Consider the following 15288-nt stretch of genomic DNA (forward strand, 5'->3'; position numbering starts at 1 on the left):
GAAGCCGCCTCTTCTCCCTCAGGACCGGCCGCCGCGGTCCGTGCGCGAACGATACTCCCAGGCACCACGCCGCTGCGGTCCTGGTTGGTGGAGATGTCTCGCGCTCGAACAGATCAGGCGACGAGCGTGAGCGGCGGGTCCAGGTCGTTGCTGACGTCGATCGTGCCGATCGGAGTGACGAGGTATTCGTAGCCGTGGGGGCTGCGCCATCGGTAGGTGCCGGCTCGGATCCGGCGATAGCGCCAGCCGTGGTGGGTCTTCATCCGATGATGTCGTCGACACAACGGAGTCAGGTTCTGGCTGGTGGTCCGACCACCCTCGGCATAGGGGTGGCGGTGGTCGAGGTCGCACCGCTCGGCACGAGCCTGGCAGTACGGGAAGGAGCACTTCTCGTGGATCAGCGCGGCCTGGCGACGCTGCCTGGCGGTGGGAACGTAGCCGGCCGCTTCGATGTCCTCGGCCAGGTCGACCACGATGACCGGTTTGACCACGGTGCCGGGGGTGGTGGCCCACTGCTCGAGGCGTTCGATGCTGACCAGGCCACGGGTGTTGTCGAGCCGTGCCAGGCCGGTGCCCGCGAGGGCGCGGGTGTCGGTGTGGATGACCAGCTCGACCACCCTTGCGACACCGGGGACGCCGTCGAGGGAACCCGAGTTGTAGGCCCGCCCGAGGATCCCGAGCGCGGCAGCGCGCCGTACGTCCAGGCTCGCCCCCGCGTAGTCGTCGTGGTCGAGAAGACCGTGCGCGATCGCTGAAACAGCCTGCTCCAGATCCAGAGCATCCGCGGCATCGAGGACCCCGTCGACATAGCCCAGCGCGAGGACCGCTTGGCCTTGCTCGGCACCTGTGCCGACGAACGGAACGGTCTCCTGCGTGGTGATGGTGACCGAGCGATGCTCGACCGCATCCGATTCGGCGACAGCCGCGGCGACATCGGGCTCGAACAGCGCGGCCGCCTGCATGACCGCACGCTCCAGCTGGACCGGCCCCATCTGATGGGCGTGTGGTCCGACCTGCTGGTCCACCCACGCCACCACCTCGGCATCGAGGTTCCGGGTCAGGTCTGCGATCCGACGAGCCCGCCACGCCAGCAGGGAGCCGTCGAGGATCCGCGCCCACAGATGCTTGAGCCGGTAACGCAGCTCGACCGCGTCCCCGAGGAACCTCTTCCCCGCCTGCGTCGAGCGCCCCAAGACGGCGGCGAACTCCACCGCCGCAGCCTCGGACACCAACGGCGCGCCGGGTCCAGCCAGGGCAACATCCGGTCCCCGAACGTATCCCCATCCAACCGCGCCGCATCCTCGAGAGCGTCGACCGAATGCAACGCCGCGAACCGAGCGGCAGCGATCAACACATCCCGGTCAGCCTGCTCCGCGACCGCCCGCGACGTACGCACCACAGCCAGCAGACCGCTGGTGGTGGCGAAGCCGGCGGCCGAAGGCCGTCCTTTACTCCGGGGACGATCGAGAAGACCCTCCCGAAAGGTCGGCGGCCAATCGCGGCAGCGAAGAGACACCGACCCTCCAGGAAAGCCGTAGACCTCACCCGACGTAGACAGTCCCCTTGCCGTACAGGTTGCGGGTGACGTTGGAGAGATACGCACTCGCATCCGCAGACCCCAGGTTGTACGTGTTGAACACCCCGTACCCCTGCGAGACAGTCCGCGAAGCAAGACTGGCAGCGGTCGACGAAGAAGTCCCCTGGATGTTGATCGCAGCAGGGCCCAGCTCGGGCTTGCCGAGGCCCGGGACGTCGGGTACGCCCCAGGTGCCGTAGTAGGGGTTCCAGGCGTAGTCGATCAGGTCGCCGACGTTGACCCCGCCGTAGGAGAGACGCTGCGAGGACGGGCCGATGTAGTAGAGCGTGATCAGCTTGTCCGGCAGTCGAGAACGCAGCGCCTCGACCAGGTAGACGAAGGAGAAGTCGTTGGGCTGGCCGGTGCCGTTGGCGCCGTAGTTGGCCCACTCGTCGTCGAAGTCGATCCCGTCCAGTCCGTAGCGGGTGACCGCGGCGGCGAGCTGGTCGGCGAACGCCTCGGCGGACGCCCGGTCCGGGAAGTTGGCGAACCCGGCGCCCTGGTGGTTGCCGAGCACCGAGAGCAGGATCTTGATGCCCTTGGCCTGGGCAGGCCGGATGTGGACGTCGGCGGCGTCGAGCTGCGCCTGCACCTGCGGGTTGTTGTAGAGGTAGGCCCGCTGGCCGTCGTAGTTGATGTTGGCCGCGAAGATCAGCCCGAGGTCGAAGACGTTGCCGCCTCCGACGAGCTCGTACTTGGCGACGTTGCCGATGCTGTGGTTGTTGACCTCGACGTAGCCGGTCATCAGCGTCGGCGACGCGAGCGGGCGCGCCGCGCTCGCCGACGAGGACAGGCCGAGGCCGGTGGCCGCGGTCGCTCCGAGGGCCGCGGCGCCCGCCCCGAGCAGCATGTGTCTGCGTGAGATGTGGGGAACTGACATGGTGCTGGTCTCCTTTAGTTGCGGTGGAACCTCAGGGTGCGGACCTCGAAGGCCCCGAGACTGAGCGCGACGACACCGCCGTCGGAGCTCACCTCGGCGATCGGGTCCTCCACGAGCGAGATCTCCTCGACCCGCTCGTAGCTCTCCGCGACGCGCAGCTCCCCCTGCGTACGCGCGCCGGTGGACTCGTAGACACGCACGACCAGGTCGCCGGAGCGGTCGGCGGCGAGCTTCACGCTCGAGATCACCAGTCCGTCCCCGGAGACGGTCACCAGCGGCTCGACGGCGGCCGCGCCGGTGATCTGGCGCGACGGCGTGTTGAGCGCCGCTCCTGCCTCGGTCGCGGTCGAGACGGAAGCCCCGATGACCAGCCCGTAGCGGTGGGTCTGCACGCCCTGGTCGGTCTCCGGATCGGGGAACCGCGGCGCCCGGAGCAGCGAGAGCCGCACCTCCGTGGTCAGCGCGGAAGGACGGGTCACGTCGAAGCCGTACGTCGAGTCGTTGATCAGCGCCACCCCGAACCCCGGCTCGGAAGCCAGGACCCAACGGTGCATCGAGGTCTCGAACTTCGCCGCCTCCCAGGAGGTGTTGGTGTGGGTCGGGCGGCGGTGGTAGCCGAACTGGGTCTCGGCGAGGGTCTGCTCGGCCTTGACGTCGAGCGGGAAGGCGACCTTGAGGAACTTCTCGGTCTCGTGCCACTCGGTGCTCTGCGCGATGTCGAGCACCCGAGATCCGGGTGCCAGCGAAAGGGTCTGCGTGGTCGACGACGACGGCGAGATCGGCCGCTCGATCACCAGCCCGTCCTCGGTGACCTTGATCGAGGTGACCTCGCGCAGGTCGGTGACCCGGTTGCGGTAGAACCGGTCCACGTCCCAGGCGTCCCACATGTTCGGGAAGTCCTGGTGGAGCTGGAGCAGGTTCGCCTCGGCCCCGACAGGGATCGCGTCGCGCCCGGTCGCCAGGTCGACGGCCGAGGTGATCAGGCCCTCGGCGGAGACGGTGACCTCGACGACCCCGTTCCCCAAGACGTACGTCCCGTCCTTCTCGACCACGGACACGGCCGCCACGGGCTCGGCCGCCAGGACCGCCCCGGAGCGCCCGTCGGCTCTCAGCGCGACCGTGCCCTCGCCGGCGAGCGCCGTGAGCGCCCGCTCGATGAGCGCCTCGGCGGCCTCGGCGACCCGGGCGTACTGGGCCGCCGCCTCGCGGTGGACCCAGGCGATCGAGGTGCCGGGCAGGATGTCGTGGAACTGCTGCAGCAGGATCTGCTGCCACAGCTCGTCGAGCTCGTCGTAGGGGTAGTCGAGCACGCCACGGACGGCAGCAGTCGCCGACCACAGCTCGGCCTCGACCAGCAGGTGCTCGCAGCGGCGGTTGCCCTGCTTGGTGAGGTGCTGGGACGTCAGGGTGGCGCGGTGGAGCTCGAGGTAGAGCTCGCCGACCCACACGGCAGGATCCGGAAGCTCGGAACGGGCTTCCTCGAAGAACTCGTCCGGGTGCCGCCACGACACCTGGGCGGAGCCTTCGAGATCCCGCAGACGGCGGGCCTTGCCGGCCATCTCGCGGGTGGTGCCGCCACCGCCGTCGCCCCAGCCGACCGGGGCGATCGAGCCGGTGGCGAGACGGTTCTCGCGGAACTGGCGCGACGCCTTGGCGACCTCCTCGCCGGAGAGCCGGGAGTTGTAGGTGTCCATCGGCGGGAAGTGGCTCAGGATCCGGGAGCCGTCGATGCCCTCCCACTCGAAGGTGTGGTGGGGGAACTTGTTGACCTGGTTCCAGGAGATCTTCTGGGTGAAGAACCACTCGAAGCCTGACCGCTTCATCAGCTGCGGCAGGGCCGGTGAGTAGCCGAAGGAGTCCGGCAGCCAGACGCCCTTGCAGCGGATCCCGAACTCGCTCTCGAAGAACCGCTGGCCGTAGAGGAACTGCCGCACCAGCGACTCCCCCGACGGCATGGTGGTGTCGGACTCGACCCACATGCCGCCGAGCGGGATGAAGCGACCCTCGGCGACCGCGGCCTTGACCTTGGCGTAGACCTCGGGACGGTGCTCCTTGAGCCAGGCGTACTGCTGGGCCGACGACATCCCGTAGCGGAAGTCGGGATCCTCGCCGAGCAGCTCGGTCATCGAGGAGGTGGTGCGGGCGACCTTGCGGATCGTCTCGCGCACCGGCCACAGCCAGGCCGAGTCGATGTGAGCGTGGCCGATCGCGGCGATCTGATGGGCGGAGTCGTGGGCGGTCGCCTCGAGGACCTCGGTGAGTGCCTCCCGAGCCTCCGCGGCCGTCGCCGGGATCCGCTGCAGGTCGACCCGGTCCAGGGCGTCGTCGATGGCCTGCAGGATGCGGAACTTGCGCGGCCCCTCGGGCAGCTCGACCTGCAGCTCGTGGAGCGTCTCCAGATCGAGGCAGAGCTCGAAGACGTCCTTCTCGAAGACGGCGAGCTCGATCCGGCGGGTCGTGTAGAGCCGCTTCTTCGACGAGGTCTGGATGTCGCCTTCCTGCGTGGGCAGGAAGGGGTGGTAGTCGAGAAGCACCGGGTTGGCCGCGGCCTCGAGGAAGAGCTCGATCTCCTCGCCACCCGTGGCCTCGTCGGCGACCAGCACCCACTGGTTGCGCGGGTTGAGGCTCTTGATCGGCTCGCCGTCGGGCGTGTAGACCAGCCCCTCGCACTGGAATCCGGGCATGTTGACGTCGAAGCCGAGGTCGCAGACCAGCTCCACCCGCCTGCCGGCCCACTCCGCGGGCACGGTGCCGGTGATCCGGAACCAGGCGGTCCCCCAGGCCGGGCCCCAGTCGCTGCCGACCTCGAAGGGCTCGTAGGTCAGCGCCAGCCCGTCGGCGGGGGCGATCGGCTCCCCGGGAAGCTCGTGCCACTCGACGCTCACGGGCGCCGAGGTGGTGTGGACCGCCGGCCACAGGCGCTCCTTGAGGACCCGGCTCACCCGGCCCTCGGTGAGGTGTACGTCATCGTGCATCAGTGCTCGTCCTGTCTGTTGTCTCTGTTGTCGGCGTCGTCTTCGATGAGCTCCAGCTGCGTGAGCACACAGCCGGTCAGCGCGGTGAACCGTACGGCCCCCGCCGTCACGGGGTGTCCCCGGCGGACCCGGAAGACCCGCGTCTGACCAGGCCAGACGTACGTCTCCCCGGCCCGCTCCTCGCGCGCCACTGTCGCGCCGGAGGCGTCGAGGTAGTCGAGCTCCCAGGCCAGGTCGCCCGGTTCGGCCGAGGTCACGGTGTAGCGGGAGAGCGTCCGCTCTCCGAGGAGAGGAATGTCGACCTGCTCCCCCGCACCCAGCGCGACCGTGGTCTCGCCGGTGTCGTCGGTCAGCGAGTCCGGGACCACCACGGTCACGTCGGCCACCGGACGCGCCGGAGCAGTCAGTGACGCAGACGGCGGGCGGGAGTCCTGCGCCCAGCCGCACGGCGTCTCGGAGAGCTCGACGACCAGGTGTGCACCGTCGGCCAGGCGAGCGTGCGGGATCGAGATGTCGTCCCAGGGCTCGCCGTCGAGGGTCACCGCGCGGATGTGGGCACCGGTCCCGACGGTCTCGATCACGATCTCCTTGCCGTCGACCGGTCGCAGCACGGTGCGCCGGACCGACGGTGGCACGATCACGTAGGAGGCCGACCCCGGAACCAGCGGGTAGAGCCCGATCGTGGCGAAGACGTACCAGGCCGACATCTCGCCGTTGTCCTCGTCACCGGGATAGCCCTGGCCGAGGTCGGAGCCGACGAAGAGCCGCGAGAGGCACTCGCGGACGATCCGGTGGGCGTCGTCGTGCCTCCCGGCGAACATGTACATGAACGGGATGTGGTGGGCCGGCTGGTTGGAGAGCCCGAGCATCCCCATGCGTACGTCCCGGGCCTCGGTCATCTCATGGATCGCGAACCCGTAGTGACCCGACAGCGCTGCCGCGCCGGTCTCGGGTCGGGCGAAGAAGGCGTCCAGCTTCGCGCCCAGCGCCTCCTCGCCGCCGTGGAGCTCGGCCAGACCGGCGCCGTCGTGGGGCGCGGTGAACGCGGTGCCCCAGGCGTTGGTCTCGGTGTAGTCGTGACCCCAGACGTCGGGGTCGAAGCCGGAGCGCCAGGCTCCCGAGGGTGTGCGACCGATGAAGAAGCCCCGCTCGGTGTCGAAGACGTTGCGATAGCCCAGCGCCCGGCGCGCGAAGTACTCCTCCTCCGCGGTGAGGTCCTCGTCGTCGCCGTCCTCGCGGAGGACCCCGGCCAGCCGCGAGACACCCCAGTCGTTGATCGCGTTGTCGAGCGTCCAGGACAGGCCCTCGTGGGTCTCGGTGTCGACATACCCACGGAAGATCGCCCGTCGCAGCCCCTTGCGGCCGACACGTACGTCATCAGGCGGCACGGTCGCGTTCCGCAGCGCCGAGACGTAGGCGGTCTCCAGGTCGATCCCCGGTACGCCGCGCAGCGCCAGGTCGGCCAGGACCGTGTCGAAGGTGGTGCCGGTCATGCAGTCCTCGGCACCCGGAGCGCTCCAGCGCGGCGTCCAGCCCCGGTCGCGGAAGTGCTCGACGAACCCCTCGGCGAGCGAACCGGCACCGGCCGGGTCGAGCAGCGCGAGCAGCGGCCAGGCGGTGCGGTAGGTGTCCCAGAAGCCGTGGGTGACGGTCATCGGCGCGTACCGGACCGTGGTGAGGTCGTAGGGCGAGACGTGCGCGTGGGACGGACCCTCGCCGTAGCGGTTCGGGTAGAGGAGGAGCCGGTAGAGCCCGGACCGGATCGAGACCAGCTGGTCCTCGCTCGCGCCCTCGATCTCGACGGCCGCGAGGGCCTGCTCCCAGGCGGTGCGAGCGCGCGTGGCCATCTCGTCGAACGACCCCGCGGCCGCCAGGTTGGCCGCCGCCTGCTCGTCGCTGACGGTCGAGATCCCCAGACGTACGTCGACCGCCCCGGCTCCGTTCAGCGCGATGTGGCCGCGGAGCCGGCCCGCGCCAAGGCGCAGCTGGGAGGTCCCGGCGACCCGGAGATGGATGTGCTGCGCCGGCTTGCCCTCGCGGTCGGCGAGGAGAGCGCGAACAACCACCTCGCCGCCCTCGTTCTCGCAGGTCAGTGACCTGATCTCCCCGTGGTGGTCGAGCACCAGCGCACGCGCCCCGGTGAACCTCATCCCGAGCGCGAAGTCGCCGGGGACGAGCTCGGCGGTGACACCGCCGTCGAGCGTGACCGCGTAGCGGTGCGGCCCGGCCTCCTCGTCGGCGTGGTCGAACCCCAGCGCTCGCGCACGCCGGTCGTCGTCGGGGTCGGTGAGCGGGCTCGGCATCACCTGGAAGACCCCGTGGTCGCCCATCCACGGGCTCGGGATGTGCGAGGTCGCGAACGCCTCGATCGCCGGCCGGTTCGGTCCACCCGCGGTGTCGCGGTTGTGGGCATGCCAGGCGTAGGGCCAGTTGCCCGCCGAGGCGTCGGTCATCGGCAGCCCGAAGACGCCGCCGTGCGGCAGCCCGACCAACGGCGCGTTGTTGCCGCGCGAGAACCGGTCGCTGGAGTGGGTCCCCCGGCGCGTGTCGACCTGGTCGATCGGCGCGGCCGGCAGCACGCGAGCGGGTCCGACCGCGACGTCGTCGACCCACACCCGCAAGGGCACCTCTGCCGCCCTCGCCACGACGAGGAGCCGCTCGATCCGGCGCCCGGCGAGCCCGGTCAGCGCGACCCGGCGCAGGTTCCACTGGTCGGCCCAGGCCCGCTTCCCGTCACCCTGCGCCGCCGGGGTCAGCGCCTGCCCGTACTGGTCGGCCAGACCCACCTCGCTGAGCCGCCGGCCGTCGTCGAGGAACCCGTCGACACAGACGTACGTCGCCTCCCACCGCCGCTCGTCCTCGGCGGCCGACTCGGGGAACACGACGAACCTCAGCTCGTCCCCGTCGGCCACCTCGATCGACGCCTCCAGCGGAAGCTCGGCCTCGACCTCACCGACGCCCGGCTCGACCTCGAAGCACCACGCCTGCGGCGAGGAGTACCCCACGCCTGCGCGCGCGTTGACCGGGTCGGCCGGCCCGTTCCCGAGAGACAGACTCACTCAGCCCTCCCGCTGGTCGAGCCGCCGGAGCCGCTAGGCGGAGGCGTGTCGAGACCAACACGGTCGCCTGTCGCGCTCGATGGGACCGTGTTGGTCTCGACACCGGCTCGCTGGCGCTCGCCGGGCTCGACCAGCGCGGCGGCCGCGCCGGCGAAGCTGGCGCTCGCCGGGAGCAGCGGCAGGATCGCCATCTGGTACGCGTGGTAGACGTCCGGCTTGCCGGGCCAGACCGTGGCCGAGGGCCGGTTGGCGGGGTCCAGCTCGTGGTGCCACGAACCACCCTCGCGGTCGACCAGATGCTCCTCGCAGTAGGCCCACCAGCGGCGTAAGTCTGCGAGCGCCTCGGCAGAGCCGGTGTCCCGGAAGAGCGTCCAGGCGGCCGCGACCGCCTCGGCGGCGACCCAGTGCATCCGCTCGCGCACGACCGGCTTGTCGGCGAAGTCGGTGGTGTAGACGAAGCCGGAAGCGCCGTCGACCGCCCAGCCGCGCGAGGCCGCGGCGTCGAGCAGCGACCGGGCGTCCTCGAGCAGCCACGAAGGCGCCTCCTCCCCGAGCAGCGTGCGGGCGTGCAGCGCCAGCCGGGCCCACTCGAAGAGATGGCCGATGGTGACGCCGTAGGGCCGGAACGGGTGGCCGGGCTCGTCGAGGTTGTAGTCCAGCTCGACCGACCAGGACGAGGAGAAGTGCTCCGGGAGCCGCCAGTCGTGCTCGCGCGCGAAGCCGTGCACGACCCGCTCCAGGATCCGCCCCGCGCGATCGAGCCAGACCCGGCGACCGGTCACCTCGGCGACCGCGAGGAACGCCTCGACGGCATGCATGTTGGCGTTGACCCCGCGGTAGCTGTCGAGCGAGGCCCAGTCGGCGCTCCACACGTCGAGGATCAGCCCGTCGTCCTCGCGCCAGAACTTCGCCTCCATCACCCTCAGCGCGTCCTCGAGCAGCGCCTCCGCGCCGGGGTGGCCGGCGGCGTACGCGGTGGTGGCGGCGAGCACGACGAAGGCATGGGCGTAGCCCTCCTTGACCGTGCTGACCACCTCGCCGGTCTCCGGGGAGACCGCGGAGTGCCAGCCGCCGTTGTCGGCGTCGTGGAGCAGACCGGTGAGCGCGGCGACCCCGTGGTCGACGTACGCAGCCGCCGACGCGTCACCGCGCAGCTGCGCGAGCCCGAAGACGTGCGTCATCCGGGCGGTGATCCAGGTCTCGACCGGCCGGCCCGGGGTGAGCGCACCGCGCTCGTCGAGCCATCCGAAGCCGCCGCCCTCATGGCGGGAACCCCGGGCGAAGGCCAGCAGGCGTGCGGCCTCCTCCTCGAACCGGGCGATCTCGGCGGCGGTCAGTTGCAGGTCGGTCATCCCTTGATGGCCCCTTCCTCGACCCCGCGGAAGAAGTAGCGCTGCAGCACTGCGAAGACGACCACGATCGGGACGAACGAGATCATCGTGCCTGCCGCGATCAGGCGGGGGTTGTTGGTGAATGTGCCGGACAGATACTGCAGCCCGACGGTCAGCGTCAGGTTCTCCGGGTCGGTCAGCACGATCAGCGGCCACAGGAAGTCGTCCCAGGCGCCGATGAACGCGAAGATCGAGATGACACTGAGCATGCCGCGTACGCCGGGGAGGTTGACGTGGACCAACCGCTGCCAGGCGTTGGCGCCGTCGACCTTGGCCGCCATCTCGAGCTCGTCCGGGATCGCGGTGAACGCGGCCCGCATCAGCAGGACGTTGATCATCCCGATCATCCCGGGCAGCGCGACCCCGAGCAGCGTGTCGGTCAGCCCGAGCGAGCGGACGGTGACGTACTGGGCGATGATCGTCGCCTCCCCCGGCAGGATCAGCGTGGCCAGCAGCGCGCCCAGGACCAGCTTCGACCCGCGGAAGCGCAGCTTCGCCAGCGCGTAGCCCGCCATCGTCGCGCCGAGGATGTTGCCGCCCACCACCAGGGCCGCGACGACGACCGAGTTCATCGCGTAGTCGACGACCGGGACGACCTCGGCCACCTTGGCGTAGTTGGCGAACGTCGGGTGCTCCGGGATGAAGCTCGGGGTCGAGGAGTAGACGTCCTCGTCGATCGACTTCAGCGAGGTCGACAGCTGCCACAGGAACGGCAGGATCGTGATCGCGAGCACCACGAGGAGCAGCGCGTAGCGCGTCACCATCTCGCCGGTGGACATCCGATGGAACGAGTACGACCTGTGCCTCTTCGCGCGCTTCGTCGCCTGCGGTCGGGTGTCGGTCATCAGCCGTCCTTCCGGTTGAGCCGGGCCAGCAGCACCATCGGCAGGAGGGTGAGCACGAAGAGCAGCAGGCTCAGCGCCGAGGCGTACCCGAGGCTGCCGGTGAAGCCGGTGGAGTAGAGCTGGATCAGCATCACCATCGAGCTCACCTTGCCGCCGGGGCCGCCGGTGCCGCCGGTCATCACGTAGAGCTCGGTGAACACCCGCAGCGCCGAGATCGTGATCAGGATCGTGATCAGCAGCATCGTGCCGCGTACGCCGGGGACGGTCACGCTCCAGAAGCGGCGGACCGGGCCGGCGCCGTCGACGGCCGCGGCTTCGTGGAGCTCGCGACCGACGTTACCGAGAGCCGAGAGGTAGATGATCATGTAGTAGCCCAGGCCCTTCCAGACCGTCAGGCTGATCGCGCTGAAGAGCAGCAGCCAGCGGTCGGTCAGGAACGGGATCGGCTCGGTGACCACCTGCAGCGCCGACAGGATCGAGTTGATCGCGCCGCGGTCGTCGAGCAGCCAGCTCCAGATCAGCGCGACCACGACCGCCGAGGCGACCACCGGGGTGTAGAAGGTGACCCGGAAGAAGGTCAGGCCCGGCAGCTTCTTCTCGACCAGCACCGCGAGCAGCAACGGCAGCAGGGTCAGCAGCGGTACGCAGACGACCATGTAGAGGATCGAGTTGGTCAGCGCGTGGACGAGCTGGTCGTCGTCGAGCATCCGCTCGAAGTTGGCCAGCCCGGTGAACTCCCCGCCGCCCAGTGGCTTGGTGTTGGTGAACGCCATGTAGATGGTGTTGAGGGCGGGATAGACGTTGAAGACGCACAGCCACACCACGGCCGGCGCGACGAGCAGCCAGGGCGTGAACCACCTGTGGTCACGCACCTGGCCGCTCGACCTCGTGATCGGACTCGTCACTGGGTGAGGATCTTGTTGCATTCCTCGACGGCCTTGTCGAGGGCTTCCTGCGGGGTCGCGTCTCCGGTGATCGCCGCGGCGAGCTGCTGCTGCAGGATCGTCTCCATGGCCGGCGACCAGCGCGGGTTGTTGGGGATGGCGGTCGAGAGGGTCTCGAACGCGGTCACCTGGGCGTCGCCGGCGTTGGTGCCGTCGCTCTTGGAGAAGAACTCGTCCTCGGCGGACTCCGTGGTGCTCGGGTAGATACCCGGGACCAGCTCGGCGAAGGCCTTCTGGTTCTCGGCGTTGGTGACGAACTGGGCGAGCGCGTTGGCGGCCGCCAGGTTCTTCGACTTGGCGTTGACCGAGAGGCCCTGGACGTACAGCGGGCCGTCGCCGAAGGCGTGGTTGGAGGTCGTCACGTCGACCAGGCTGGGCGCCTCGGTCTTCAGCGTCGTGTTGATGTGCTGGCCACCGCCGGTGGTCCAGGCGACCTTGGACTCGTTGTACATCGCCGAGTTGCCCTGGAACTCCTCCGAGAGCAGGTTCTTCGGCAGCAGCCCGGCCTTGTACGCATCGGCGAACCTCTGCACCAGCTCGACCACCTCGGGCTGGTTGAAGGTGAGCTCGGTGCCGTCCTCGTTGAAGATCTCGACGCCGAGGTTCTGGAAGTCGTTGATGCCGGGCTTGCGGCTGATCAGGTAGGACGAGCCCTTGGCCGTCTTCTGGTACGTCTCCGCCTGCTCGAAGAGCGAGTCCCAGTCGGTCGGGAGGTTCTTCGGGTCGAGGCCGTTGTCCTCGAGCAGCTTGGTGTTCCAGTAGTTCACGTCGGTGCCGAGGTACCACGGGTAGCCGTAGGTGCCGTCGAGACCGTCGTAGCGGTAGCCCTGCAGGCCGCCCTCGACGAACGTGCCCTCGAGGTCGACGTCGGCCTTCTCGAGGTCGAGCAGCTGCTCCTGCTCCGCCAGCGGCAGCGCGAAGTCGGGCGGCAGGTTGACGACGTCGGGGAGGTCACCGGACTGGGCCTGGGTGAGCACCTTCTGGTCGTAGCCGTCACCGGGCTGGTCGAGCCAGGTGACCTCGACGTCCGGGTTCTCCTTCTCGAAGGCCGCGATGACACCCTCGACGTAGTCGGTGAACTTGGGCTTCAGGGCCCACGTCTGGATCGAGACCTTGCCTTCGATCTTGCCCTCGAGGTCGCCGGCGGACGGCTCGTCGCCGGTCCCGCAACCCGTCATCGCAGTGACGCCCATGGCCAATCCAGCGGCGACCCCCACCAACCGGCGTACGCTCATTTTCGGCTCCTTGCTGAAAGCTCAGATAAAGCGGTTAAGTTGGGCCGTATCATTCACCGAACGAGGTGTGCCGTCAAGGCACCGGTGTGAGGGTCGCCACAATCGGCCCCTGCCTCACCCCAGGAAGGACATGCCGATGGCACGACCCACCATCGCGGACATCGCCGAACGCGCCGGCGTCTCCAAGGGCGCGGTCTCGTTCGCGCTCAACGGACGCCCGGGAGTCAGCGAGGAGACCCGGCGGCGCATCCTGGCGGTCGCCGACGAGATGAACTGGCGCCCCCACCGCGCGGCGAGGTCGCTCGGCAACTCCCGCGCCGGAGCGGTCGGCCTGATCCTGTCCCGCCCCGCACGCACGCTCGGGCTCGAGCCCTTCTTCGGCCAGGTCGTCTCCGGCCTGCAGGCCGGCCTGGCCGAGGACGGCACCGCGCTGCAGCTGCTCGTGGTCGAGGACCCCGAGGCCGAGATGGCCGCCTACCGCACCTGGACCGCGGAGAAGCGGGTCGACGGCTTCGTGCTGCTCGACCCGCTCATCGAGGACCCGCGGTTCCCCGCGCTCGAGGCGCTCGAGGTCCCGGTGATGGTGCTCGGCGGACCGCTCGCGGACACGTCGCTGAGCTTCAGCTGGGCCGACGACAGCGAGGCGATGCACGAGGCGGTCGACTACCTGGCCGCCCTCGGCCACCGTCATGTCGTCCACGTCGCCGGCATGCCGCAGTTCCTGCACACCAAGCGCCGGATGGACGTGCTCACCGAGGCCAAGGAGCGCCACGAGCTGGCCGAGGTCGTCTCGATCCCGACCGACTACAGCGACTCCGAGGGCGCGGTCATCACCCGCCGGGTCCTGTCGCGGCGCGACCGGCCGACCGCGATCGTCTACGACAGCGACGTGATGGCCGTGGCCGGGCTGGGGGTCGCCCTCGAGATGGGCGTGCGAGTGCCCCAGGACCTCTCGATCCTCTCCTTCGACGACTCCCTGCTGGCCCGGCTCACCCACCCCGCCCTGACGGCCCTGACCCGAGACACCCAGGGGTGGGCCACCGAGGCCGCGCGCGAGCTGCTCCGGCTGATCGCCGACCCGACGCTCACGGTGCGCCACCAGTCGAGCACGCCGGTGCTCGTCCCTCGCGAGAGCACGGCACCGCCCGCCGGACAGTGATTGCTCCGGTTTACTTAAACGGTTTATATTGCGCAGGTGCCAGCTCACCCGACCCCCTCGACCTCTGCCCCGCTGCGCTTCGGAGCCAACCACGTGCCGTCGTCCGGCTGGTTCTACTCCTGGCTCGACTTCGACGCCGACCAGATCGCCCGGGACTTCGACGACCTCGCCGGACTCGGTCTCGACCACGTACGCATCTTCCCGGTGTGGCCCTGGATCCAGCCCAACCGATCGCTGATCCGCTCCTCGGCGGTCGACGACGTCCTCACCACCATCGACCTGGCCGCCGCCCGGGGCCTCGACGTCTGCGTCGACCTGGTGCAGGGCCACCTGTCGAGCTTCGACTTCCTGCCGTCGTGGGTTCTCACCCACCACCAGCGATCGGTCTTCAGCCACCCGGAGGTCCGCGATGGCCTGCGCACCTACGTCGACACCCTCGCCACCGCGGTCGCGACCCGCGACAACGTCTTCTCGCTGACCCTCGGCAACGAGGTCAACAACCTGTGGCCGTCCAACCCGACCACCATCGACGACTCCCGCTCCTGGGCCCAGGAGCTCCTCGAGACCGCACGCAAGGCGGCGCCCGGCCTGCTCTGCCTGCACTCGCTCTTCGACGACGCCTTCTACGCGCCCGACCACCCCTTCGGACCTGCCGACGTCACCACGCTCGGCGACCTGAGCACCGTCCACTCCTGGGTCTTCAACGGCGTCGGCGCGATCGACGCGCCGCTGGGGCCGGCCACGCTCACGCATGCCGACTACCTGGTCGAGCTGGCCGCTGCGTACGCCACGGAGCCGGGGCGTCCGGTCTGGCTCCAGGAGATCGGCGCTCCCCTGCCGGAGATCACTCCGGCGAGCGTGCGGGAGTTCGTCACCGGCACGATCGACCTCGTCGCCCAGAACCCGGCCCTGTTCGGCATCACCTGGTGGTGCTCCCACGACCTGGACCGGTCGCTGGCCGACTTCCCGGAGCGCGAGTACGACCTCGGTCTCTTCACCGTCGACCACCGGCGCAAGCCGGTCGCCGAGGCGCTGGCGGAGGCGATCGCGGCACACAGCGGCCCCCGCCCCGAGCCGGCGGCACGTCAGCGGATCGAGTGCCCGGTCGACCTGCTCCGCGAGCCCGAGCGCCGTGCCGAGGTCGCGCCCGGCAGCGACTTCCACCGCGCCTGGGTCGAGGCACGGGGCGGCGGGCCGGTCGAGATCGTCCCGCCCCGCTGACCC

General features: G+C 69.9%; 10 protein-coding genes. 2 read left to right on the top strand and 8 right to left on the bottom strand.

Annotated features, from left to right (window positions below; genetic code table 11):
• Nucleotides 1-113 precede the first annotated feature (113 nt).
• From G5C66_RS14900 to G5C66_RS14935, 8 genes are all read right to left on the bottom strand, one after another.
• Nucleotides 114-1211 carry an HNH endonuclease gene (locus G5C66_RS14900; RefSeq protein ID WP_165111743.1) on the bottom strand — a complete coding sequence of 366 codons (1098 nt, stop codon included), beginning with the start codon at nt 1209-1211 and terminating at the stop codon, nt 114-116.
• Between the two features lie 330 nt (nt 1212-1541).
• On the bottom strand, nt 1542-2456 hold the full coding sequence (locus G5C66_RS14905) for an endo-beta-N-acetylglucosaminidase H (protein WP_165111744.1): 915 nt from the start codon (nt 2454-2456) through the stop codon (nt 1542-1544).
• Nucleotides 2457-2470: 14 nt separating this feature from the next.
• Entirely contained in the window at nt 2471-5431 is a 2961-nt protein-coding gene (locus G5C66_RS14910; RefSeq protein ID WP_165111745.1) for an alpha-mannosidase, read from the bottom strand.
• Complete coding sequence (locus G5C66_RS14915; protein ID WP_338144182.1) at nt 5431-8490, bottom strand: GH92 family glycosyl hydrolase; 3060 nt, start codon at nt 8488-8490, stop codon at nt 5431-5433. The genes G5C66_RS14910 and G5C66_RS14915 overlap by 1 nt, the downstream gene beginning before the upstream one ends.
• Nucleotides 8487-9842 (bottom strand): AGE family epimerase/isomerase, encoded by a 1356-nt coding sequence (locus G5C66_RS14920; RefSeq protein WP_241248526.1) that lies wholly within the window; start codon nt 9840-9842, stop codon nt 8487-8489. The genes G5C66_RS14915 and G5C66_RS14920 overlap by 4 nt, the downstream gene beginning before the upstream one ends.
• On the bottom strand, nt 9839-10726 hold the full coding sequence (locus G5C66_RS14925) for a carbohydrate ABC transporter permease (protein WP_206444131.1): 888 nt from the start codon (nt 10724-10726) through the stop codon (nt 9839-9841). The genes G5C66_RS14920 and G5C66_RS14925 overlap by 4 nt, the downstream gene beginning before the upstream one ends.
• Nucleotides 10726-11598 carry an ABC transporter permease subunit gene (locus G5C66_RS14930; RefSeq protein ID WP_165111746.1) on the bottom strand — a complete coding sequence of 291 codons (873 nt, stop codon included), beginning with the start codon at nt 11596-11598 and terminating at the stop codon, nt 10726-10728. The genes G5C66_RS14925 and G5C66_RS14930 overlap by 1 nt, the downstream gene beginning before the upstream one ends.
• Before the next feature lie 29 nt (nt 11599-11627).
• Nucleotides 11628-12905 (bottom strand): ABC transporter substrate-binding protein, encoded by a 1278-nt coding sequence (locus G5C66_RS14935; RefSeq protein WP_165111747.1) that lies wholly within the window; start codon nt 12903-12905, stop codon nt 11628-11630.
• 136 nt (nt 12906-13041) lie between these two features.
• Between G5C66_RS14935 and G5C66_RS14940 the strand changes: the two genes are divergently transcribed.
• Together G5C66_RS14940 and G5C66_RS14945 are read left to right on the top strand one after the other, a co-directional pair.
• The gene (locus G5C66_RS14940) at nt 13042-14064 is read left to right on the top strand and encodes a LacI family DNA-binding transcriptional regulator (RefSeq protein WP_165111748.1); all 1023 of its coding nucleotides are present in this window, start codon (nt 13042-13044) and stop codon (nt 14062-14064) included.
• A 36-nt stretch (nt 14065-14100) separates the two neighbouring features.
• Nucleotides 14101-15285, top strand: a complete 1185-nt coding sequence (locus G5C66_RS14945) for a glycoside hydrolase 5 family protein (RefSeq protein WP_165111749.1) — start codon at nt 14101-14103, stop codon at nt 15283-15285.
• Nucleotides 15286-15288: the final 3 nt, after the last annotated feature.

The organism is Nocardioides turkmenicus (assembly GCF_011045035.1).
Classification (GTDB): Bacteria; Actinomycetota; Actinomycetes; order Propionibacteriales; family Nocardioidaceae; genus Nocardioides; species Nocardioides turkmenicus.